This window comes from Tsukamurella ocularis, from assembly GCF_965138335.1.
GTDB classification, from domain to species: domain Bacteria; phylum Actinomycetota; class Actinomycetes; order Mycobacteriales; family Mycobacteriaceae; genus Tsukamurella; species Tsukamurella ocularis_A.
Genome location: NZ_CBCSDV010000029.1, coordinates 1 through 22049, shown reverse-complemented (window position 1 = coordinate 22049; position 22049 = coordinate 1). Strand labels below are relative to the sequence as shown.

At 72.4% G+C, this 22049-nt stretch carries 22 protein-coding genes and 1 rRNA gene; 3 read left to right on the top strand and 20 right to left on the bottom strand.

The window, feature by feature from the left end:
• Together ACNAYW_RS20410 and ACNAYW_RS20405 are read left to right on the top strand one after the other, a co-directional pair.
• Entirely contained in the window at positions 1 to 915 is a 915-nt protein-coding gene (locus ACNAYW_RS20410; RefSeq protein WP_415851469.1) for a hypothetical protein, read from the top strand.
• Positions 912 to 1277 (top strand): GntR family transcriptional regulator, encoded by a 366-nt coding sequence (locus tag ACNAYW_RS20405; protein ID WP_415851468.1) that lies wholly within the window; start codon positions 912 to 914, stop codon positions 1275 to 1277. Before ACNAYW_RS20410 ends, ACNAYW_RS20405 begins: the two co-directional genes overlap by 4 nt.
• Positions 1278 to 1281: 4 nt before the next feature.
• On the opposite strand, the gene ACNAYW_RS20400 is transcribed toward ACNAYW_RS20405, so the two are convergent.
• From ACNAYW_RS20400 to steA, 13 genes are all read right to left on the bottom strand, one after another.
• Complete coding sequence (locus ACNAYW_RS20400) at positions 1282 to 2598, bottom strand: MFS transporter (RefSeq protein WP_415851467.1); 1317 nt, start codon at positions 2596 to 2598, stop codon at positions 1282 to 1284.
• A gap of 4 nt (positions 2599 to 2602) precedes the next feature.
• On the bottom strand, positions 2603 to 4036 hold the full coding sequence (gene der / locus ACNAYW_RS20395) for a ribosome biogenesis GTPase Der (protein WP_415851466.1): 1434 nt from the start codon (positions 4034 to 4036) through the stop codon (positions 2603 to 2605).
• On the bottom strand, positions 4033 to 4725 hold the full coding sequence (cmk, locus tag ACNAYW_RS20390) for a (d)CMP kinase (protein ID WP_415851503.1): 693 nt from the start codon (positions 4723 to 4725) through the stop codon (positions 4033 to 4035). The genes der and cmk overlap by 4 nt, the downstream gene beginning before the upstream one ends.
• 5 nt (positions 4726 to 4730) lie before the next feature.
• Entirely contained in the window at positions 4731 to 5675 is a 945-nt protein-coding gene (locus ACNAYW_RS20385; RefSeq protein ID WP_415851465.1) for a pseudouridine synthase, read from the bottom strand.
• Positions 5676 to 5717: 42 nt separating this feature from the next.
• A complete protein-coding gene (locus ACNAYW_RS20380) occupies positions 5718 to 6311 on the bottom strand; it encodes a hypothetical protein (protein WP_415851464.1) in 594 nt (197 codons plus the stop codon).
• Entirely contained in the window at positions 6304 to 6957 is a 654-nt protein-coding gene (gene scpB / locus ACNAYW_RS20375; protein ID WP_415851463.1) for an SMC-Scp complex subunit ScpB, read from the bottom strand. The genes ACNAYW_RS20380 and scpB overlap by 8 nt, the downstream gene beginning before the upstream one ends.
• Positions 6954 to 7919: a segregation and condensation protein A gene (locus ACNAYW_RS20370; protein WP_415851462.1), complete on the bottom strand. Its 966-nt coding sequence runs from the start codon at positions 7917 to 7919 to the stop codon at positions 6954 to 6956. The genes scpB and ACNAYW_RS20370 overlap by 4 nt, the downstream gene beginning before the upstream one ends.
• The gene (locus ACNAYW_RS20365) at positions 7916 to 8803 is read right to left on the bottom strand and encodes a ParA family protein (protein ID WP_415851502.1); all 888 of its coding nucleotides are present in this window, start codon (positions 8801 to 8803) and stop codon (positions 7916 to 7918) included. Before ACNAYW_RS20365 ends, ACNAYW_RS20370 begins: the two co-directional genes overlap by 4 nt.
• A 125-nt stretch (positions 8804 to 8928) precedes the next feature.
• A complete protein-coding gene (gene xerD, locus ACNAYW_RS20360; RefSeq protein ID WP_415851461.1) occupies positions 8929 to 9861 on the bottom strand; it encodes a site-specific tyrosine recombinase XerD in 933 nt (310 codons plus the stop codon).
• 14 nt (positions 9862 to 9875) lie between these two features.
• Positions 9876 to 10559, bottom strand: a complete 684-nt coding sequence (locus ACNAYW_RS20355; RefSeq protein WP_415851460.1) for an NUDIX domain-containing protein — start codon at positions 10557 to 10559, stop codon at positions 9876 to 9878.
• On the bottom strand, positions 10540 to 12273 hold the full coding sequence (locus tag ACNAYW_RS20350) for a CTP synthase (RefSeq protein ID WP_415851459.1): 1734 nt from the start codon (positions 12271 to 12273) through the stop codon (positions 10540 to 10542). Before ACNAYW_RS20350 ends, ACNAYW_RS20355 begins: the two co-directional genes overlap by 20 nt.
• A 65-nt stretch (positions 12274 to 12338) precedes the next feature.
• A complete protein-coding gene (locus ACNAYW_RS20345; RefSeq protein WP_415851458.1) occupies positions 12339 to 13259 on the bottom strand; it encodes a copper transporter in 921 nt (306 codons plus the stop codon).
• Positions 13260 to 14450, bottom strand: coding sequence for a putative cytokinetic ring protein SteA (steA, locus tag ACNAYW_RS20340; protein ID WP_415851457.1), 1191 nt, complete (start codon positions 14448 to 14450; stop codon positions 13260 to 13262). It abuts the gene before it with no gap.
• A gap of 229 nt (positions 14451 to 14679) precedes the next feature.
• Here steA and ACNAYW_RS20335 point away from each other — a divergent pair, with 229 nt between their 5' ends.
• Positions 14680 to 15717: a hypothetical protein gene (locus ACNAYW_RS20335; protein WP_415851456.1), complete on the top strand. Its 1038-nt coding sequence runs from the start codon at positions 14680 to 14682 to the stop codon at positions 15715 to 15717.
• Between the two features lie 69 nt (positions 15718 to 15786).
• Here the strand turns inward: ACNAYW_RS20335 and recN are convergent, their stop codons facing one another.
• The 7 genes from recN to rrf form a co-directional block, all read right to left on the bottom strand.
• Positions 15787 to 17574, bottom strand: coding sequence for a DNA repair protein RecN (gene recN, locus ACNAYW_RS20330; RefSeq protein ID WP_415851455.1), 1788 nt, complete (start codon positions 17572 to 17574; stop codon positions 15787 to 15789).
• A 4-nt stretch (positions 17575 to 17578) separates the two neighbouring features.
• Complete coding sequence (locus ACNAYW_RS20325) at positions 17579 to 18487, bottom strand: NAD kinase (protein WP_415851454.1); 909 nt, start codon at positions 18485 to 18487, stop codon at positions 17579 to 17581.
• Complete coding sequence (locus ACNAYW_RS20320) at positions 18484 to 19308, bottom strand: TlyA family RNA methyltransferase (RefSeq protein ID WP_415851453.1); 825 nt, start codon at positions 19306 to 19308, stop codon at positions 18484 to 18486. The genes ACNAYW_RS20325 and ACNAYW_RS20320 overlap by 4 nt, the downstream gene beginning before the upstream one ends.
• Complete coding sequence (locus tag ACNAYW_RS20315; RefSeq protein WP_415851452.1) at positions 19308 to 19526, bottom strand: hypothetical protein; 219 nt, start codon at positions 19524 to 19526, stop codon at positions 19308 to 19310. Before ACNAYW_RS20315 ends, ACNAYW_RS20320 begins: the two co-directional genes overlap by 1 nt.
• Before the next feature lie 10 nt (positions 19527 to 19536).
• A complete protein-coding gene (locus ACNAYW_RS20310) occupies positions 19537 to 20487 on the bottom strand; it encodes an HAD hydrolase-like protein (protein WP_415851451.1) in 951 nt (316 codons plus the stop codon).
• Entirely contained in the window at positions 20484 to 21809 is a 1326-nt protein-coding gene (locus ACNAYW_RS20305) for a hypothetical protein (RefSeq protein ID WP_415851450.1), read from the bottom strand. The genes ACNAYW_RS20310 and ACNAYW_RS20305 overlap by 4 nt, the downstream gene beginning before the upstream one ends.
• A 138-nt stretch (positions 21810 to 21947) precedes the next feature.
• Positions 21948 to 22049: ribosomal RNA gene (gene rrf / locus ACNAYW_RS20300) — 5S ribosomal RNA — on the bottom strand; the annotation flags it as partial.

The window sequence follows — 22049 nt, the reverse complement described above, 5'->3', positions numbered from 1 at the left end:
ATGTTCGTCGGAATCCTCCTTCTGCCCCTGATCCCACTGGCGATCACCGCCGTACTCATCCGACTGATCTACGTGCTGGTGACCACGAACGCCGCAGCTCCACGCACCCCGGAGGCCCGGCGCGCGTCGCGTTCGGTAGCCGGAGCACTCGGTGCCGCATCACTTCTCGCCATCGCCGCGGCGATCCTCCTCGTCGCCGACGACCGCCTCGGTCGCGGACTCCTGCTCGCCTTTCCGGCCGCGCTCATCGTCCTGCAGATCGGGCTCGCAGTCGCCACGGGCATCATCGGGTCCACGGTGCGCGCTCGCGAATCGGTACGGGTCGCATCGCTCGCGCCCCGGACGATCGGCGTCACGGCTCCCCGGCCGCTCCTCGCGGCCACCGCGTTCTGTGTCGTGATCGCGGTGACCTTCGCCGTGATCGGCTGCGTCACAGCTTCGCCCGATGACAACGGCCTCGCCCGTGCCTTCGCCTCGCCCGGCGAGTACGGCGGCATCGAGATCACAACGCCGTTCGTCGGCTCGTTCTACGCGGTTCCCGCGGCGCTCGCGATCGTGGTGTCAGCGGTGCTCGCCGTCGCGACCATGATCGGCGCTCGCCGGTGGGGCGCGTTGGACCAGGCCGAACTCGACATCGCCCTCCGCGTCGGGATCACCACCCGCACGATCGCGGCGACCGCGATGGCGACGGCGTTCCTCCTCGTCGTGATGGGCTGGTCACTCATCGAAGCCGCGTTGCAGGTCGCGCACTCTCCGGACGACTCGACGTGGTGGTCGATCGGCCGCTTCGCGTTCCCCGTGGGAGGCGGCCTGGGCTTCGCCCTGGGGGTCTGGGCCTTCGTCGCCTTCCTGGTGCCGACGCGTACACGGAACACCGCGGCCGCTCCGATCCGCCTTCGGGAAGTACGGCCGTGACCGGCCCCGCGATCGTGGTCCGCGCCGACGATCCGCTGCCGCCGTACGAGCAGATCCGGCGGCAGATCGCGGGCGTCATCGCCTCGGGCGGACTCCAGCCCGGCGACCGGCTGCCCCCGCTGCGGCAGCTGGCCCGCGATCTCGACGTCGCGGTCGGCACCGTCGGGCGGGCGTACCGCGACCTGGAGGCCCAGGGGTGGGTGGAATCGCGGCGCGGGCGCGGCACCCACGTGCTCACGCCACCCACCGCGACCGTCGCTCCCCCGACGGAGGACCTGCACCGCCTGGCCCGCGATTACCTCGCCGCCGCGATGGAACTGGGCTTCACGCACCAGCAGGCCGTCGACGCCGTGCACCGGTGACCGTTCAGGCGAGCGCGCGGTCGCGCGCGGGGCGGACCTGCGCCAGCAGCACCAGCCCCAGGGCGAGCACCACGATGATGCCGCCGATGCCGGCGCGGTCGGTGCCGAAGAACCAGACGAAGAGCCCGAAGAGACTCGGTCCGAGGAACGAGGCCGCGCGGCCGGTGGTCTGGTAGAGCCCGAACATCTGACCCTCACGGCCGGGCACCGTCATCCGGGCGAGCATGCTGCGGGCCGACGACTGGGCCGGGCCCACGAACACCGTGAGCATCAGACCGAAGATCCAGAACATGGCCTCGCCGCGCACGAACAGCAGCACCGTTCCGGCGATCAGCATCCCCGCGAGGCAGGCGACGATCACCGGCTTGGGGCCGATCCGGTCGTCGAACCGGCCCGCGACCACCGCACCCAGCGCGGCCACGACGTTGGCGGCGACGCCGAACAGCAGCACCGTGGACTCGCTCATCCCGTACACGCTGTGCGCGAGCACCGCACCGAAGGTGAACGTGGCCGCGAGCCCGTCGCGGAAGACCGCCGAGGAGACGAGGAACCACACCACGTTCCGGTCCTCGCGCCAGAGCGAGCCGACGGTCGCGAACAGGTCGCGGTAGGCGCCGACGACACCGCGCCGGGGCGCCGCCGACGGGTCGGCGGGCAGCTCCGGCACCAGGAACAGCACCGGCAGCGCGGAGATCGCGAACCACGCCGCCGCGAACAGCGCGACCAGCCGGATGTTCAGGCCGCCCTCGGTGGGCACGTTCAGGAATCCACGGGTGGGACCGTCGCCGGCGATGAAGCCGAAGTTGCAGAGCAGCAGCAGCACGATGCCGCCGAAGTAGCCGCAGGCCCAGCCGATCCCGGACACCCGGCCGATCGTCTTCGGCGTCGAGACCTGCCGGAGCATCGCGTAGTAGGGCACGTTCGCCAGCTCGAACGCCGCCGTGCCCACCGCGAGCAGCAGCAGGCCGAGCCACAGGTACTGGTACTCGTCGCGCACGAAGAAGCAGGCGGCGGTGCACAGGGTGACGACCGCGCTCCACACGGCGAGCGAGAGCTTCCGGCGGCCCGCGGCGTCGGCGCGCCCGCCGAGCACCGGCGCCGACAGGGCGACGACCACTCCGGCCGCCGCCATCGCCCAGGAGAGCCAGCTGGTGGCGCTGATGGAACCCGGCAGGTCCTCGCCGACCGCGCCGGTGAGGTAGACGGTGAAGATGAACGTGGTCATCACCGCGTTGAACGCGGCACTCCCCCAGTCCCACGCGCACCACGCCACCACCTGGCGGCGCGGCACGGGCACGGCCGGTACCTCCACCGACGTCACGGCGCTACTTCTTCGCGCGCTTCTCGCGGACGCGGACGTTCACCCGCACGGGCGAGCCGTCGAAGCCGAACTCCTCGCGCAGCCTGCGCTCGAGGAACCGCCGATAGCCCGCCTCCAGGAAGCCGGTGGTGAACAGCACGAACGTCGGCGGCCGGGTGGCGGCCTGCGTCGCGAACAACACCTTCGGCAGCTTGCCGCCGCGCAAGGGCGGCGGGGTCGCGGCCATGACCTCGCGGAGCCAATTGTTCAGGCGGCCCGTCGGGATGCGCTTGTCCCACGACTCGAGCGAGGTCTCGATCGCGGGCACCAGCTTCTGCAGCGCGCGGCCGGTCTGCGCCGAGATGTTCACGCGCAGCGCCCACGGGATCTGCACGAGTTCGCGGTCGATCTCCTTCTCCAGCATGTACCGCCGGTCCTCGTCGACGAGGTCCCACTTGTTGTAGGCGATCACCAGCGCGCGGCCCGATTCGATCACCATCGACAGCACCCGCAGGTCCTGCTCCGTGATCGGCTGGGAGGCGTCGATCAGCACGATCGCGACCTCGGCGGCCTCGATCGCACCCTTGGTGCGCAGCGAGGCGTAGAACTCGTGCCCGCTGGCCTGGTTGACCTTCTTGCGCAGGCCCGCGGTATCGATGAACTTCCAGGTCTTGCCGCCGAGCTCGACGAGCGAGTCCACGGGGTCGACGGTGGTGCCCGCGACGTTGTCGACGACCGACCGGTTCTCGCCCGTGAGCTTGTTGAGCAGTGAGCTCTTGCCCACGTTCGGCTTGCCGATGAGCGCGATGCGGCGGGGTCCGGTGCCGCCGGTGCCCTCGCGGGGCGTCTCCGGCAGTTTCTCCAGGATGACGTCCAGCAGGTCGCCGGTCCCGCGGCCGTGGGCGGCGGAAATCGTGTGCGGCTCACCGAGGCCCATCGACCACAGCGACGCGGCCTCGGCCTCCGTGCGCTGGTCGTCGACCTTGTTGGCCGCCAGGATGACGGGGGCCTTCGACCGCCGCAGCACGCGGGCGACGGCCTCGTCGGTCGCGGTCGCGCCGACGGTCGCGTCCACGACCACGACGATCGCGTCGGCGGTCCGCATGGCGACCTCGGCCTGCGCGGCGATGGACTGCTGCATCCCCTTGGCGTCCGGCTCCCAGCCGCCGGTGTCCTGCACCAGGAACCGCCGACCGGCCCAGTTGGCCTCGTAGCTGATGCGGTCGCGGGTCACGCCGGGGATGTCCTCGACGACCGCCTCGCGGCGGCCCAGGATCCGGTTCACCAGCGTCGACTTGCCCACGTTCGGGCGCCCGACGATCGCGACCGTCGGCAGCTTCGCCGCGGCCTCGGCGGCCTCGGCCTCGAGGTCGGCGAAATCGCCCTCGTAGTCGGCGAAGTCGCCCTCGTCGTCCCAGGTGCCGTCGTCGCCGGCGTACTCGAACTCGTTGTCACTCATCGCGTGACCTCCTTGTCGCGGGAGGCACGGAGCGCGCGATCGGCCGTCTCGGCCACCGCCGCGACGGTCTCCTCCAGGTTCATGTCCGACGAATCCAGCTCGATCGCGTCATCGGCCGGGCGCAGCGGCGAGACCTTCCGCGTCGAGTCCAGGCCGTCGCGGCGCTGCACGGACGCCAGCACCTCGTCGTAGTCGCTGGGCAGCCCCAGCTCGGTGTTCTGCGCGTGGCGGCGCTGCGCGCGCGCCTGCGCCGAGGCGGTCAGGTAGATCTTCACCGGCGCATCGGGGAAGACGACGGTGCCGATGTCGCGGCCCTCGACCACGATCGGCGAATCGTCGTCGGCGGCGATGGCGCGCTGGTAGTCGACGAGCTGCTCGCGCACCTCGGGCACCGCGGAGACGGCCGAGACCGCCGCGGTCACGTCGTCCTCGCGGATCCGGCGGGTGATCGAGATCCCGTCCAGCTCCACCTGTTCCGCGAGCGGGTCGCAGCCCATGGCCAGCGGCAGGTCCGCCGTACCCGCGGCGATCGCGGCGGGGTCGGTGAGGTCGATCCCCTGCTCCAGCGCCCACACGGTCGCCGCGCGGTACATCGCGCCGGTGTCCAGGTACCGCGCACCGAGGTTCTCGGCGATGCGCCGCGCCACCGTCGACTTGCCGGTCCCCGAGGGGCCGTCCATGGCGATCACGAGCGTCACAGTCCCACCGCCTGGTAGAGCGCCGTCACTTCGTCGCGGCCGAGCACGCGCAGCGAACCCGGGCGCTGATCGCCCAGGGCCACGGACCCGACGTGCGTGCGCACCAGCCGCTCGACGGGGTGGCCGACCTCGGCCAGCAGCCGCCGCACGATGTGTTTGCGTCCCTCGTGCAGCACGAGGCGGACCATCGAACGCCCCTCGGACGCCTCGAGCACGGAGAACTTGTCCACCTTCGCGGGGCCGTCCTCGAGCTCGACGCCGGACCGGAGCGTGTTGCCGAGCCGGCGCTGCACCTCGCCCTGCACCCACGCGAGGTACGTCTTGGGCACCTCGTAGGAGGGGTGCATGAGCCGGTGCGCGAGATCGCCGTCGTTGGTGATGAGCAGCAGCCCCTCGGTGTCGGCGTCGAGCCGGCCGACGTGGAAGAGCCGCTGACCCGCGGCGACGCGCTCGGCGACGATGTCGCCCACGCAGGGGCGGCCCATGTCGTCGCTCATCGTCGACTGCCAGCCGCGGGGCTTGTTCAGCGCGAGGTGCACGAGGTTCTCGTTGACCAGCACGCGCACGCCGTCGACGCGGACGACCGCGACGTTCGGGTCGACGCGGCGGCCCTGCTCCGTCACGATCTCGCCGTCGACCTCGACGCGGCCGTCGGCGATCATGTCCTCGGCCACGCGCCGCGAGGCGACGCCGGCCTGGGCCAGCACCTTCTGGAGGCGGATCTTGTCACTGTCGCCGCCCGGGTGCGGGGCCTTCTCCGGTGCGTCCCACTCGTCGGCGTCGCGCACGGGCACGTTCTGCGTGCGTGCCGGTTTGGCGTTCGAGAGCCGGGGAACGCCGCCCTGACGCCCGGCCTGCTTGCGCGGCGGCGTGGAGCCCTGGTTCGGCTTGCTGGTTCGATTTCTGTCCGGTGTGCCATCACGGCGAGCGGGTCTGTTCATGATCCCTCCATGATCGCAGGTCGCGGCCGAAATCGGTATTCGTCAGCGCGGCGCGGCGCGGGCGGCGCCCAGCGAGCGGTTGCGGCGGCCCATGAACAGCACCGCCGCCCCGGCGGAGGTGAGCACGATGGTGCTCACCAGGCCGGCCTTCGGCGGGAAGAACAGCGGATCGCCGCCCTCGTTCGCGCCGGTCAGATCGTCGAGGCCGCTCATCATCAGGGCCGGGAAGATCCACACCAGGATCGCCAGGACGGCGGCGAGTCCGAGCAGGCCGCTCGCGATCGCGCGGCCGCGGGCGGCGAAGCCCGGCCGGATGGTCGCGACGATCACCAGGACCAGCGCCACGATCGCGAGTCCCGCCGTGGCGTATCCCCAGGGGATCACGCCGTCGGTGCGCGCGCCCCACGCCGGTTCGGCCTCCGCGGGCGACCCGGTCGCGACGGTCCGGCCGGTGCCCGTGAACCCGTACGGGACCCCGATGCGGCCGATCGTCAGCCCGAACCACGTCGCCGTCGCGGCCCACGCGGTGAGCGCCGCGACCGCGCCCGTGAGGACGAGCGGCCACCAGCGGCGGACCGTCGGGCCGAGGGAGCCGAGGGGGAAGGCCTCGCGGAGGACGGCGGAGAGCTCAGGCATCGGGATCGAATCCGATCACGTCGGCGCTCTTGCGGCCGAGCTTGGCGAACCGCGGCTCCTCGTCGAGCCGCGTGCTCAGGTCCTCGATGACGTCGACCTCGGGCAGCAGCGGGGCGAGCGGCGGCAACTCGTCGAGCGAGTTCAGGCCGAGGCGCTCGAGGAAGAGCTCGGTGGTCGCGTAGGTCGTGGCGCCGGCGTCGGTGCCCGCCTCGACGATGAGGCCGCGGGCGGCGAGGGTGCGCATCACGCCGTCGACGTTGACGCCGCGCACGGCACCGACCTGGGACCGGCTCACCGGCTGCTTGTAGGCGATCACCGCGAGGGTCTCCAGCGCCGCGCGGGTCAGCTTCGACCGGACCCCGTCGAGCAGGAGCCGCTCGACGTAGGGCGCGTACTCCGCGCGGCTGTAGAGGCGCCAGCCCTCCGCGGATTCGCGCAGTTCCATGCCGGACCGCCGCTCCGCCAGCTCGCCCGCCCAGGCGCGCAGGTCGGCGGTGATCCGTTCCTCCGGCTCCTCCAGGGCGGTGCCCAGTTGCTCCGCCGTCGCCGGGGCGTCCACCACCAGCAGCAGCGCCTCCAGCGCCGACCGCAACTCGTCCGGCTCCATGCCCTCGACGAGGGCGAAATCCTCGGCCTGCTCGCTCATTGATCCTCCTGCCAGTCGTCGCCGGGTGTCTCGTCGTACTCGTCGCGGGTGCCGCCCACCACCGTGCCGTCGTTCTCGCCCGACCAGCGCACCTTGAGATCGCCGAGGGCCTCGGGCTGGTCGAACAGCACGGCCCGCTCGCGGTACAGCTCGAGCAGGGCGAGGAAGCGGGCGATCACGGCGATGCCGGAGTCGCAGTCGGCGACCAGCTCCGAGAACCCGGACCAGTGGTCGGGCCGCTCCCGCAGCCTGGCCGCGATCAGCCGGGCCTGCTCGGGCACCGAGACCTTCGGCACGTGCAGGTGTCCGAGCCCGACCGTGGGCTTGACCTTGGGGGTGAAGGCGGAGGCCGCGACGAGCGCGAACTGCTCGGGCGTGACGCCGAGCCGGACCGGGGGCACGAGCTCTTCGAACCGGGGCTCCAGGCCCACGGCCCGGGGGTACCGACGGTTCGCCTTCGCCTCCAGCTGGGCCATCAGCTCGGCCACCTGCTTGTACGCGCGGTACTGCAGGAGGCGGGCGAACAGCAGGTCGCGGGCCTCGAGCAGCGCGAGGTCCTCGGCGTCCTCGACCTCGCCCGCGGGCAGCAGTCGCGCGGCCTTGAGGTCGAGCAGCGTGGCGGCGACGACGAGGAACTCGGTGGTCTGATCGAGGTCGGCCTCGGCCCCGAGTTGCTTGGTGTAGGCGATGAATTCGTCGGTCACCACGTGCAGCGCCACCTCGGTGACGTCCAGCCGGCGCCCGCCGATGAGCTGCAGCAGCAGATCGAACGGGCCCTCGAAGTTCGCGAGCTTCACGGTGAAGCCGGGCTGCGGCGCCTCCGCGTCCGACGGCGCCTCCGCGTCCGCGTCCGACGGCGCCTCCGCGTCCGCGTCCGACGGTGCCGACGCCGCCGCCGCCGCCACGGGGTCGAGCGGGGCGTCGGCTTCGATCGGCTCGGGGGCCGCAGCGGTGTCGGTCACTTCTCCTGCGCGATGACCTCGCGCGCGAGGGCGCGATAGGCGGTGGCGCCCGACGACTTCGGCGCCCAGGACGTGATGGGCTCGCCCGCGACCGACGTCTCGGGGAAGCGGACGGTCCGCGAGATGACGGAGTGGTAGACGGCGTCGCCGAAGACCTCGACGACGCGGGCCATCACGTCGCGCGAGTGGAGCGTGCGGGCGTCGAACATCGTCACCACGATGCCCGCGAGGTCGAGCCGCGGGTTGAGCCGGTCCTTCACCTTGTCGACGGTGTCGGTGAGCAGCGCGAGGCCGCGCAGCGCGAAGTACTCGCACTCCATGGGGATGAGCACCTGGTCGGCGCAGGCCAGCGCGTTCACCGTGAGCAGGCCCAGGGACGGCTGGCAGTCGATGAGGATGTAGTCGTAGCGGTCCAGGACCGGGTACAGCGCGCGGCCCAGGGTCTGCTCGCGGCCCACCTCGTTGACCAGCTGGATCTCCGCGGCGGAGAGGTCGATGTTCGACGGCAGCAGGTCCAGGCCGTCGATCCGGGTGCGCAGCAGCACGTCGTCCGCGGCGATCCGGGACTCCATGAGCAGGTTGTGCACCGTGAGCTCGAGCTCGTGGTGCGCGACGCCCAGGCCGGCCGAGAGCGCGCCCTGCGGGTCGAGGTCGACGAGCAGCACGCGCCGGCCGTAGGAGGCCAGCGAGGCGCCCAGGTTGATGGTCGTCGTCGTCTTGCCGACGCCGCCCTTCTGGTTGCACACCGCGATGACGCGGGCGGGGCCGTGCGTGGCCTTGGGCGTCGGCTCCGGGAACTCGACGCGCGGCCGACCCGTGGCGTCGAGACCGTCCTCGGCCGTGGGCTTCGGCGCGTGGTGATGATCCAGTTCCCCCAGGTCCAGGCCCGGGTTCTCCGCATCGGGCGCAGCCGCCACGTGCCCACCTCCTTCTCGCTTCCACACCACCCTAATGCGCGCGGCGCACGTGCCGCTGCAGCGGCACGCTGGTCACGCACCAGGACGCCGCCTCACCCCAGCGCGCGCGGGTGGGCCTGGGCGTACACCTCGCGGAGCGCGCTCACCGTCACCAGCGTGTACACCTGCGTCGTGGTGACCGAGGCGTGGCCGAGCAGTTCCTGCACCACGCGCACGTCCGCGCCGCCCTCGAGCAGGTGCGTGGCGAAGGAGTGACGCAGCGTGTGCGGCGAGACGTGCGTGGTCGCGGTGTCGATCCCGGCGCGCTCCGCCGCGGCGGCGAGCACCTGCCAGGCGGACTGCCGGGACAGCCGCCCGCCGCGCACGTTGAGGAACAGCGCCGGATTCGACCGCTTCACCAGCGCGGGGCGGCCCCGCACGAGATAGGCGTCGAGCGCCGCGAGCGCGGGCCGCCCGATGGGCACGATCCGTTGCTTGCCGCCCTTGCCGAGCAGCACCACGGATCGGGATTCCGCGTCGATGTCGTCCACGTCGAGCGCGGTGACCTCGGAGATGCGCGCCCCACAGGAGTACAGGAGCTCGAGCATCGCGCGATCGCGCAGCCGCGACGGGGTGTCGGCGTCGGAGTCTCCCCCGGCCGCCTCGAGCAGCGCGATCACCTGCTCCACCGGCAGCGCCTTGGGCAGCCGCTTCGCGGGCGCGGGCGGACGCACCTCGCGGGCCACGTCGGCGGCGGTGATGCCCTCCGCGGCGGCGAACCGGTGCAGGCCGCGGACGGCGATGAGCGACCGTGCGGCCGAGCTGGCGGCCAGCGGCGGGTGCTCGGGACCGCCCTCGCGCAGCGCCACGAGGAAGCCGCTGACCTGGTTCTGCGTGACGTCGGCCAGGTCACCCACACCGAGCCCGCCCAGGTACTCGCGGTACCGCGCGAGGTCGCGCCGGTAACTGCTGAGGGTGTTGGCCGCCGCACCTCGTTCGACGGTGAGGTGGTCGAGGTAGGTGCGCAGCTGATCGTCGAGAGCCACCCCGACCGACACTGTTACCGCCCGTCCTCCACGGGCCGGCCCTTACGGGCGGCGAGCGCCGTCGGGCGACCCGGCCACGGCGCGTCGGAACAGCGGAGCGGCGTGTCGTCGTCGGTCACCATCGTCGCGGCGAGGATGGCGCTCACCGAGGTGGAGTTCACGATCTCGCCGGAGAGCACCATGCGGACGGCGTCCGGCATGTTGATCCACTCGACGGTCATGTCGAGCTCCTCGTCCTCCTGCTCCGCCATCTCGCAGTACCGCAGGTCGGTGGCGAGGTACACGCGCACCATCTCGTCGGTGAAGCCGGGCGACGGGGCGAGGTCCACCAGGACGTGCCACTCGCGGGCGCCGAGCCCCGTCTCCTCCGCGAGCTCGCGCTGCGCGGCGCACACGGGCTCCTCCTCGCCGGTGTGGTCGAGCAGGCCCGCGGGGATCTCCAGCATGCGCCGGCCCATCGGATGGCGGTACTGGTTGACCATGGCGATCGCGCCGTCGGCGTTCATGGCGACCACGGCCACGGCACCGTCGTGCTCCACGACGTCCCGCATCGCGGCGCCGCCGCCCGGCATCGTCACCTCGTCCCGCCGGACCGCGAAGATCGGCCCCTCGTAGACGGTCTCGCTGCTGAGTGCCTGGAAGTCGTGCGTCTGCACGGAACCGAGCGGTGCGAGCTGCTCAGTCATCTGCGTGGTCATCCTCCGACGGTACCTCTTCCACGGCGGTCCGGACGCCGACGGGGAGTTCGAGCTCGGCCCGGTACTTCAGGGCCGCGCCGACGAACGCCGCGAACAGCGGGTGCGGGCGCGTGGGGCGCGACTTGAGCTCGGGGTGCGCCTGCGTGCCGACGAGGAACGGATGCGCCTCCTTCGGGTACTCGACGAACTCGACGAGGTGTCCGTCGGGCGAGACGCCCGAGAACGTCAGGCCCGACTCGGCGATCTTGTCGCGGTAGGCGTTGTTGACCTCGAAGCGGTGACGGTGCCGCTCGGAGACCTCCGTGGAGCCGTAGGCGTTCGCCACGATCGAGCCGCGCTCGAGGGCCGCCGGGTAGGCGCCGAGGCGCATGGTGCCGCCCAGGTCGGCCTCGCCGGCCACGGCCTGCTCCTGATCCGCCATGGTCGAGATGACGGGGTACTGCGTGTCGTCGTCGAACTCGGTGGAGCTGGCGCCCTCGAGCCCGACGGACCGGGCCGCCTCGATGACGATGCACTGCAGGCCCAGGCACAGGCCCAGCAGCGGCACGCCGCGCTTGCGGGCGTACCGGATGGCGCCGAGCTTGCCCTCGATGCCGCGGATCCCGAAGCCGCCGGGGATCAGGATGCCGTCCATGTCGCGCAGCGCGGCGGAGGCGCCGGCCTCGGTCGCGCAGTCGTCCGACGGGACCCAGGAGATCTGCACCTTGGCCCAGTTGGCGAAACCGCCGGCGCGCAGGGCCTCGGTCACCGACAGGTAGGCGTCGGGCAGGTCGATGTACTTGCCGACCAGCGCGATGTTGACGGTCTCGCGCGGCTCGTGGACGCGGCGCAGCAGATCGCCCCACACGGTCCAGTCGACGTCCCGGAAGGGCAGGCCCAGCTTGCGCACGACGTAGGCGTCGAGCTGGTTGCGGTGCAGCACCTTCGGCACGTCGTAGATCGAGCCGGCGTCGGGGCAGGAGATGACACCGTCGATGTCGACGTCGCACATCAGCGCGATCTTATTGCGCTGCCCCTCGGGCACGTCGCGGTCGCAGCGCAGGATCAGCGCGTCGGGCGTGATGCCGATGCTGCGCAGCGCGGCGACCGAGTGCTGCGTGGGCTTGGTCTTGAGCTCGCCGGACGCGGCGAGGTACGGCACCAGGGAGACGTGCAGGAAGAAGACGTTGTCGCGGCCCACGTCGTGGCGCACCTGACGGGCGGCCTCGAGGAAGGGCTGCGACTCGATGTCGCCGACGGTGCCGCCGATCTCGGTGATCACGACGTCGGGGACGATGCCCTCGGAGTCGGGCGCCTGCATCGCGAGGATGCGGGCCTTGATCTCGTCGGTGATGTGCGGGATGACCTGCACGGTGTCGCCCAGGTACTCGCCGCGGCGCTCCTTGGCGATCACCGTCGAGTACACCTGACCGGTGGTGACGTTGGCGATGCCCGAGAGGTCCCGGTCGAGGAACCGCTCGTAGTGACCGACGTCGAGGTCCGTCTCGGCACCGTCCTCGGTGACGAAGACCTCGCCGTGCTGGAACGGGTTCATGGTGCCCGGATCCACGTTGAGGTACGGATCGAGCTTCTGCATCGTGACGCGCAGACCGCGCGCCGTGAGGAGCTGTCCCAAGCTGGAGGCCGTCAGGCCCTTACCCAGGGAGGACGCAACGCCTCCGGAGACGAAGATGTGCTTCGTGGCGACACGCGCGCCAACGCGAGGAGAGGGCAACGAGACTCCCGTATTCGAGCGGACAAACCTGCTTCTACTACGGGACTCCAGCCTATCACCAGGTGTCAGCGCACGCCCGTTCCGTAGGCCCGGACGTCGCCGCGCGTCGCCTGCGCGAGCGCGTGCGCGGTCGAGACCTGCCCGACGACGGTGTCGGCGTCGTCGACGGTGGCGAGGTCCGGAGCGAGCGACCTGTCCTGCCGGACCACGACGATCGGGCCCGCACCCTGCGACGATCCGGTTCGGCCGGCGAGGACGGCACCGTCGCCGTGGCGCGACAGGGCGGCCGCGAGGCGCCCGATCCCCTGCCCCTCGCCGGCGCGCTCGCCCGGCACTGTTCCGCCCGTCACTATCACTGCGGCGCGCGCGCCGGGCACCGTCGGACCGGAGAAACCGACGAAGCCGGCCTGCTTCAGGGCGGCGAGGGCGTCGGTCCGCCCGGTCGACGGTGCCTTCGCCGCGCCCTCGGAGAGCAGGACGGCGCCGAGCAGGTCGCCGGCGCGGGCGCGAGGGTCGACGAGTGAGGCGTCGAGGGTGACGCCGTTCGGGACGGCGTTGTCGACGACGCCGCGCAGGCGCTCCGCCTTGTCCTCGGCGTAGAGGTCGTCGGTCAGGGTCAGCGTGCCCGCAACGGTGCCGCCGCCCTGGGTCACCCGCCGGCTGATCTGCGCGACGTCGCCGCCGTCCGCGGACGGCGCGACGACCATGAGGACGGGAAAGCCCGCCAGGCTGCGCCCCAGCGTCGACGGTGCCGCCGCGTCGGCGAAGGCGTCCGCCGCGCGGGCGCGGTCCGTGAGCGCGGCGTTGGTCCGCTCGAGCTGATCGACCTGCACCCGCAGGTCCTTGAGGTCACCGTCGGTGGTGAACCGGGCGAGGACTCCCCCGCCCAGGGCGACGCCGACGGCGAAGGCCAGCAGCACCGCCGCCCAGAACAGCGCGGGCCGGCGGGCGCCGGGCGAGCGGAGGCGGCGCGACGGGCCGGGCACCTAGAGTGCCCGGAACTGGCCCTGGACCCAGAGCGCGAAGCGGTTCCACTGGTCGATGACCCACTGCAGCAGGTCGTGGCCCTGGTTGGAGACGAGCACGGCCGCGACGACCGCCACCAGCGCGGCGAGGATGAACAGCGCGATCGCGCCGCCGTGACCGCGGCTGCGGTACAGGGTGGCGACGGCCTTGCCGTCGACCAGCTTCGTGCCCACCTTGAGCCGGGTGAGGAACGTCGACGGGTTGGACTCGCGGCGCCCCGCGTCGAAGAACTCCTCCAGCGAGGCGGAGTGCCCCACGGAGACGATGAGAGAGGCGCCGTGGTGATCGGCGATGATGAGCGCCAGGTCGGCGGCCGAGCCGGTGGCGGGGAAGGTCATCGCGCCGATGCCGAGGTCCTGGATACGCTCGAGGCCGGGCGCGTGCCCGTCGGGGGCGGCGGGCAGCACGACCTGCGCGCCGGAGCGCAGCGTGTTGGTGGTGATCATCTCCGGGTCGCCCACGATGAGGTCGGGGCGGTAGCCGGCCTTGACCAGCGCGTCGGCGCCGCGGTTCACGCCGATGAGCACCGGCGCGTACTCCTTGATGAAGGGCTTGAGGCGCTTGAGGTCCTCGGCGTGGTCGGCGCCGTCGGAGACGACGAGGACGTGCCGATCGTTGAGGTTGACCTCGACGTCGGGGATGCCGACGCCGTCGATGAGCAGCGGCGACTCGACGCGGATGAACTCGACGGTGTTGCCGGCGAAGGCCTCCAGGTGGTCCACCACGCCGGAGCGCGCGGCCAGCATGCGCGAGGTCACGTCGGTGTCGGTGAGGGGCTCGCCCTGGGCCAGCTCGCGCTCGCCGGTGTAGACGACGCCCTCGTGGACGCGGATCTTCGCGCCGTCCTTGACCCGGGAGAACACCTCCTTGCCGGCGTCGTCGACGAGCTCGATCCCGGCGGCCGCCAACACCTCGGGTCCGAGGTTCGGGTAGCGGCCGGAGATGAACGGCGACGCGTTGACCACCGCCGCGACCCCCGCCTCGACCATGAGGTCGGCGGTGGTGCGGTCGAGGTCCAGCTCGTCGCACACCACGATGTCGCCGCGGCCGATCCGACCGAGCAGACGCGTGGTGTCCTTGTCGACCCGGGCGGTGCCGGTGACGCCGGGCAGGTTCGACGTGTTGCGGGACAGCAGGCCAGTGAGCTTCATGCCGCACATACTGCCCCGTGAGTCACAGAAGTCACGGGAGGCGCGCCGACAACATTGGAAACTTTGGGCTACTTCCACCGCTTCAGTTGCGCATCGGCGTGGTTCTCGACCACGCCCCACCGATTCCCAGCGGTTTCGGCGGCGGCGACCAGGCGTCTCCTCACCGAAACCGCTGGCAACCCCTTGACCTCAACGACGGTTCACGTGATGGCGTACGACCATGAGCGCAATGGATCAACTCGACGAGGCGTACGAGCGCCTGCACCGCACCGGCCCCGAATTCGAGGGATACCTGAGCAATCACGGCCCGATGGTGGTGGAGGCACTGGTCCGCCGCGGACACGGGGAGGCGGTAGCCCGATGGCTCGACGGATACGTTCCCAAGCTCGACGGTGCGCCGCAGGCTACGGCACGCCCCGCGCGATGGCCCGACGATCTCGGCGACCCGGCGGCGCTGGGCGAATGGATCGTGACCTTCACCGCTGCACTGGCGGAGTCGCCATGGCGGGAGGTTCTCGCCGAGTGGTGGCCGCGCCTGCTTCCCGGCGTGGCCGCGGGCGCCACCCACGGCGCCATCCGGGTGGGGCACGCGGTGGATGCGCTGCTCGCCTGGGGTGAGTCTGCGGACCGCGTCGCGGAACTCGCCCAGGCACTGGCGTACTGGGCGGCGCGCTGGCAGCCCGTACCCAGGACCGCGCGCCCGGGCGGAACCCTGGCCACCGCCGACGCACTGGCAGGTGTTCCACGGATACCCCACGCCGAGGGCGGCATCGTCAGCAGGCTCGCGCAACTGGACGATCTCGACGGCTGGCCGGCGGCGCAGCACGCCCTCGCACCGAACGACGACGCGGAGAATGCGCTCCGCGCCGTCGTCTCCGCCGCGGTCGTTCGCTATGCGACGCATGCGCACGGCAGCCCTGTGATGTTGGTCCACGCCGCGACGGCGCCGAACGCTCTTCGCCGCGCACTTCTCGCGCTACCTGAAGAGTTGCACGGCGCAACCGCAGCGGCCGGGTGGTCGGCCGCTGCCGCGATCTACGCCGCCTACGGCCCCGAGTCGGCACGCGAACCGACCAGTACGACGACGGCGCCGCCGGCGGTCGACGAGATCATGGACCGCGCGGCGCACCACGGCGACGAACACGTGATCAAGCTGACGGACACCGCCCTCGACGTCCTCGCCTGGACCGGGGACGAGCGTGCCGGCCGGGCGGCGAGCACAGCCGCGACGGCTATTCCTCCTGCGCCGCGCCCGCCGCGATTCTGAAACCGACCCTCAACGCGACCACGATGCGAATACGTCGCCGCGCCCCATTTCCGGCGCGGTTTCTGACGGTCAGTCTCGGGCGTGAGCGCCCGACTGCGCGACCTTGTCCGAATCGGCGGCCTCGAGCAGCTCCTCCGCATGCGCCCGACCGGTATCGGAATCGCCCAGGCCGGCGAGCATGCGCGCCAACTCCGCGATCCGCTCCTCGCGCGACAGTGCGGTCAGCGTCGAGGTCACCGACCCCTTGCCGGTCTGCTTGCCGACCGTCAAGTGGGTGTCCGCGAAGGCCGCGACCTGCGGCAGGTGCGTCACCACGATCACCTGGTGGCGCTGCGCGAGCGCCGCGAGCCGGCGCCCGATCTCGACCGCGGCCTTGCCGCCGACGCCGGCGTCCACCTCGTCGAAGACCATGGTCAGGCCCTGCTCGGTGGCCGCGAGCACCACCTCGAGGGCGAGCATCACACGGGAGAGCTCGCCGCCGGAGGCGGACTTGCCGATGGGCAGCGGGTTCGCGCCGTCGTGCGCGACGAGCCGGAACTCGACCACGTCGGTGCCGTGCGCGCCGGCACGGCGCGGCGCACCGTCGACCACGACGCCGGCCCCGTCGGCGTCGGGCGCCACCGCGTCCGGTGCGACGTCGACGGTGATCGACGCCCCGCCCATGGCGAGTTTGCGCAGCTCGCCGGTCACCTTCTTGCCGAGCGACCCCGCGGCTTTCACCCGCGCCGCGGTCAGTGCGGCGGCCGCCGCGGCGAGGTCCGCCTCGAGCGACGTGACGCGGGCCTGCAGCGCGGCGAGCCCCTCGGCGGAGGTGTCGATGCCCTCGAGCCGGGTACGCGCCTCGTCGGCCCAGGCGATGACGCCGTCGATGTCGGGCGCGTACTTCCGGGTGAGGGTCTTCAGCTCGGACTGGCGCAGGAGGAGCGACTCCAGCTCCGACGGGTCGCTGGGCAGGTCCGTGAGATACGCGCCGAGCTCCGTCGCGACGTCGCCCGCGACGGTCGCCGCCTCGTCGATCCGCTCGGCGAGCGCGCGCAGCGCGGCGTCGTCGGAGCCCGAGAGCGAGGCGCGCACCGTGCCGAGCAGGTCGAGCACGGAGCCGGAGCCCTCGCCGTCGCTGCCGTACCCGGCGCCGGTGAGCGCCGCGTAGGAGGTGTCGGCGGCCTCGCGCAGGGAGTCGAGGTCCGAGAGGCGCTTGATCTTCTCGACGGTGTCGACGTCCTCGCCGGATACCGGTTCCACGCCGTCGATCTCGGCGAGCGAGGCGGTGAGGTGGTCCTGCTCGAGCGCGAGCTCGCGCGAGCGGGTGGTGCGGTCGGCGAGCTCGGCGCGCGCGGCGAGCCAGTCGTCGCGCACGGCCTGATAGGCCCGCAGCGCCTTGGTCGCCGGGGAACCGGCGAAGGCGTCGAGCAGGTCGCGCTGACGCTCGGGCCGCAGCAGCCGCAGCTGGTCGTTCTGGCCGTGCACGGTGAGCAGGGGCCCGGCGAACTCGGAAAGCGTGCCGACGGGCACGCTGCGCCCGCCGAGGTACGCGCGGGAGCGGCCATCGGCGGCCACGCTCCGCACCGCGATCACGGCGTCGTCGTCGAGCTCGCCGCCGGCGTCGTCGACGGTCGCGCGGACCAGGTCGGCGGAGCTCGCCCCCGTCAGCGAGAAGCGTCCCTCGACGATCGCCTTGTCGGCGCCCGCGCGGATCCGGCCGGGATCGGCGCGCGCTCCCGCGAGCAGGTGCAGGCTGGTGACGACCATCGTCTTGCCCGCGCCGGTCTCGCCGGTCAGCACCGTCAGGCCGGGCGCGAACTCCGCCGCGGCCTGCTCGATGACACCGAGCGACGAGATGCGGATCTCTTCGAGCACTGCGCTATCCCCCGATTCCCGTGCTGTTGTCGGCGCTGCCGCCGTCGCCCTCGCTGCGGCCGCGCCAGCCGCTGATGGGCAATTGGAACTTCGTCACCAGGCGGTCGGTGAACGGACCCGCGCCCAGCTTGATGAATCGCACCGGGTCGGCGCCGCGCCGGATCTCGATGCGGCCGCGCTCGGGCACCTCCAGCGTGCGGCGACCGTCGCAGAAGGCGATCGCCTCGTGCCGCCGGCCCTCGACCTCGATCGCGATCACGGACCGCGGGCTGGTGACCATGGGCCGCGCGAACAGCGCGTGCGCGTTGCTCGGCACGATGAGCAGGGCCTCCAGGTCCGGCCACATGACGGGCCCGCCCGCGGAGAAGGCGTAAGCGGTGGAGCCGGTGGGCGTCGCCACGAGCAGCCCGTCGCACGCGAAGCGCGAGACGGGGCGCCCGTCGACCTCGGTGACCAGTTCGAGCAGGCCCTGCCGGGAGCGGTTCTCCACGGAGACCTCGTTGAGGGCCCACCCCTGCGCGACGAGCCGGTCGCCGTCGTGGATCTCGACGTCGAGCGTCATCCGCGGGTGCACGGTGTAGCGCCGGTGCACGAGGTCGTCGATGGTGTCCGGCACCGTGTCGACCTCGGACTCGGCGAGGAAGCCGACGTGCCCGAGGTTGATGCCGATGATGGGGACGTCCGCGCGGCGCGCGAGCTCGGCCCCGCGGAGGAAGCCGCCGTCGCCGCCGAGCACGACGACGACCTCGCAGCCGACCGCGGCGTCGTCGGGCGCCTCGCGGACGTCGCTCTCGAGCTTCATCCGCACGCCGGCCGCGTCGAGCCGGCTCCGGATGTCGTCGACGGTGCGGTCCACGTCGCTACGGAGCGTGTGCACCACCACCAGGAACGTGCGGTCGTGAGGTGTGGTCACTGCGGTCCCTCCGTCACAGCCGTGTCGATCATGTCGTCCACTTCGTCGGGAAGGGCGACGGCGCCGTCCGCGCCGGGTTCCCTCCGCAGCCAGAGGAAGTACTCGACGTTCCCCGACGGGCCGGGCAACGGGCTGAAGGTCACCCCGCGGGTCGTCAGACCCACCGCGGCGGCGGCCTCGGCGACGCCGCGCACGGCGCTCGCGCGCAACCCGGGATCGCGGACCACGCCACCGGCGCCGAGTCGATCCTTCCCCACCTCGAACTGGGGCTTGACCATGGGCAGCAGGTCCGCGCCGGGCGCCGCGCAGCGCGCGAGCGCGGGCAGGACCAGGCCGAGGGAGATGAAGGACAGGTCGCCGACCACGAGGTCGACGGGGCCGTCGACGGCGTCCGGCTCGAGGAAGCGCACGTTGGTGCGGTCGAGGACCGACACGCGGTCGTCGTCGCGCAGCCGCCAGATGAGTTCCCCGTAGCCCACGTCGACGGCGTAGACGCGTTCGGCGCGGCGGTGCAGCAAGACGTCGGTGAAGCCGCCGGTCGACGCGCCGGCATCCAGGCACCGTCGGCCCGCCACGGGGACGTCGGGGAAGGCATCGAGCGCACCGATCAGCTTGTGCGCCCCGCGCGAGGCCCACTCGATCTCGCCGGCGATCGCCGTGACGTGCACGGGGTCGGCGGGGTCGATCTGGTTGGCTGCCTTACGCGCGACCTGCTTGTTGACGGTCACCCGTCCGGCCTCGATCAACTCGCGGGCGTGGTCGCGGGATCGCGCCATGCCGCGGCGCACCAGCTCGGCGTCGAGCCGCACCCTCCGAGCCATCAGGCGCGATCCACGGTGTCGAGTGCGTCGACCAGCAGCTGGTGGGCCTGCTCGAACAGGGCCGCCTGCCGCCCGAGGGTCGCCAGTTCGCCGACGCCGGCCACGGCGCCGGGATCGACGACGGGCGCCGCGTCGAGCTCGTCGACGCGGTGCATCAGGTCCTCGACGGCCGTCCGGACGTCGGCCGGATCGTCCCCGCGCATCGCTGCTGGCTCCACGACGTCCACGCTATCGGATGGTCAGGCGCAGGCCCGCGCGGCGTTCCTCGGACAGTTCCCGCGCGGTGGCGATCGCCACGTGTTTCGCGTCGGCGGGATCCGCGCCGGGGGCGCCGGTGAGGATCAGGGCGTCGCCGTCGACGGTGGCCGTCCACCCGTTGCGCGGTCCGGGCCGGGACGCTGCGGGCGGCAGGCGCAGGCCCACAAGGGACTCGGCGACGAACGTGGGCTGGTGGACGTCCGGCGCCGCGACGACGTCGGCGACGTCGTTGACGCCCGTGAGCACGAGGTAGGTGTCGGCGCCGAACGCGTTGCCGCCCTCGATGTCGGTGTCGAGCCGGTCGCCGACGACGAGGGCCGTCGTGGCCCCGGCGGCGCTCATCGCGTCGACGAAGATGGGGGTGAACGGCTTGCCCGCGACCTGCGGCTCGCGCTCGGTCGCGCTGCGCACCGCGGCGACCATGGAGCCGTTGCCGACGAGGAGTCCCCGCTCGGTGGGGAGCGTCGCGTCCGTGTTGGTTGCGACCCACACCGCGCCGGCACGGATGGCGAGGGCGGCCTCGGACAGTCGCGCCCAGCCGGTGTCGGGGCTGTGGCCCTGGATGACGGCCCGGGCGTCCTCGGCCCGGTCCACGAGGACCAACCCGCGCGCCTCGACCTCCGCCCGCAGGGCAGGTGCCCCGACGACGAGCACGGGGGTACCCGCGGGCACGAGGGACGCGAGCAGACCCGCGCCGGCCTGGGCACTGGTGACGACCGTGTCGTCCGGCGCCGCGAAGCCGAGATCGCGCAGGTGTTGCGCCACATCGCCGGGCCCGCGGCTGGCGTTGTTGGTCACGTACGTGACGGGCAGGCCGTCGAGCGCCTCGGCGGCGCCGGGGATCGCCGCAGCGCCCGCGTAGGCGGTCCCGTCGAGGTCGACGAGCAGCCGGTCGTAGCCGGCCGCGAGCGGTGCGCTCATTCCGCGGAGTCGGCGGAGAGCTCTGCGACGCGCTCCTCCGCGTCGGTGAACTCGTCCTCGTCGGCGGCAGCGGCGTTGAGGAACCAGGTCAACGCGTCATCGCGGCGCTCGGCACCCAGCAGCGCCTCGGCGTAGACGTAGAACAGGCGGGCGGCGTGAAAACCGCGGCGCGCGGGATCGAGGTCCTCGGCCTGCAGCGTGACGACGGCCTTGTCGTACTCCCCCAAGTCCATCCGGGCGCCGGCCTCGACCATCCGCAGCTCGGTGCGATCGTCGCCGGTGAGCTGGGCCGCCTCGTCGCCGCGGGCGGTCTCGATGGCCTTCTCGGGCCGGCCGAGGCCGCGCTCGCTGTCGGCGATCATCGGGAGGAGGTTGACGGTGCCGCCCATCCGCTTCGCGGCGCGCAGCTCACTGAGGGCCTCGGACCACTCGCCGTTCATGTAGGCGGCGATACCGCAGGCCTCGCGGACCGCGGCGATGCGGCCCGCACGCTCCCGGGCGGCGCGCGCGTGCGCGAGCGCGGCCGCGGGGTCGGAGTCGAGGAGCCGACCGGCCAGCACCAGGTGCGAGGAGACGAGCTCGGCGTTGTTCTTATCGAGGCTCAGCAGGTCGCGCCGGATGGCCGGATCGAGTTCCCTCGGGTCGACGTCGTTGGGGATCGACGGCTCGCCCGCACGCGTCCGCGGACGCTCGGAGCGAGTGTCGTCGCGCTGGAAACCGCCTCGTCCGCCCTGGCCTGCGGGACGCGGACCCGAGCCGTTGCGCGCACCGTACGAGCTTCCGCCCCGCCGGTCGCCGCCACCGCGACGGTCCCCACCGGGGCCGCCGCTGCGACGGTCCGCGGAGCCCGCACCCGAGCGACGGTCACCGGACGGCCGACCGCCGAAGTCACGACGGTCACCGGAACCCGGCCCGGAGGCGCGTCGATCACCCGACGGACGGCCACCGAAAGCACGGCGGTCGCCGCCACGGGAGTCTGCACCGCGGCCTTCAGAGCCGCGATTGTCGCGGCGGTCCCCGCCTCGGAACTCGCGCCGATCGCCGCCACGGGAGTCACCGCCGCGATTGCCGCCGAATTCGCGCCGATCGCCGCCGCGGCCGCCCTCGGAACGACGGTCGCCACCCCGGCTCTGGAAGCCGCCGCGCTGGCCGCCGCCGGAGCGGTCGCCGCCGCCGCGCCGGTCGTCACTGCGCCCGGCACCGCGGTCGTTGCCCCGGCTCGCGCCACGTGACGAATCTCCGCCGTTGCTGCGGTCGGTCCGGTCGGCGGGATTGGTGAACCCCGCACGCTGCCGGCGTTCGCCGTTCGACTCAGCCGCCACGTTGCACCCGCTTCCCGTCGCCTCCGAGGCGACTCACGCTATTACTGTACTTGGACATGGCGAAGGCCCCTGGGGAGGTGGAACACTGCGAAGTGTTCGACACGATCCCCAAGGGCCTTCATCCTGTATCTAATTTTAGTCCGGCGGTGTCCTACTCTCCCACACCCTCGCGAGTGCAGTACCATCGGCGCTGGAGGGCTTAGCTTCCGGGTTCGGAATGGAGCCGGGCGTTTCCCCTCC

What these genes read in the sequence shown, in the direction of transcription:
- ACNAYW_RS20380 (WP_415851464.1), bottom strand. Translation starts at nt 6,311, where the DNA reads ATGCCTGAGCTCTCCGCCGTCCTCCGCGAGGCCTTCCCCCTCGGCTCC.
- ACNAYW_RS20320 (WP_415851453.1), bottom strand. Translation starts at nt 19,308, where the DNA reads ATGGCTCGGAGGGTGCGGCTCGACGCCGAGCTGGTGCGCCGCGGCATG.
- ACNAYW_RS20310 (WP_415851451.1), bottom strand. Translation starts at nt 20,487, where the DNA reads ATGAGCGCACCGCTCGCGGCCGGCTACGACCGGCTGCTCGTCGACCTC.
- steA (WP_415851457.1), bottom strand. Translation starts at nt 14,450, where the DNA reads ATGAAGCTCACTGGCCTGCTGTCCCGCAACACGTCGAACCTGCCCGGC.
- der (WP_415851466.1), bottom strand. Translation starts at nt 4,036, where the DNA reads ATGAGTGACAACGAGTTCGAGTACGCCGGCGACGACGGCACCTGGGAC.
- ACNAYW_RS20355 (WP_415851460.1), bottom strand. Translation starts at nt 10,559, where the DNA reads ATGACCACGCAGATGACTGAGCAGCTCGCACCGCTCGGTTCCGTGCAG.
- scpB (WP_415851463.1), bottom strand. Translation starts at nt 6,957, where the DNA reads ATGAGCGAGCAGGCCGAGGATTTCGCCCTCGTCGAGGGCATGGAGCCG.
- ACNAYW_RS20335 (WP_415851456.1), top strand. Translation starts at nt 14,680, where the DNA reads ATGGATCAACTCGACGAGGCGTACGAGCGCCTGCACCGCACCGGCCCC.
- ACNAYW_RS20410 (WP_415851469.1), top strand. Translation starts at nt 1, where the DNA reads ATGTTCGTCGGAATCCTCCTTCTGCCCCTGATCCCACTGGCGATCACC.
- ACNAYW_RS20385 (WP_415851465.1), bottom strand. Translation starts at nt 5,675, where the DNA reads ATGAACAGACCCGCTCGCCGTGATGGCACACCGGACAGAAATCGAACC.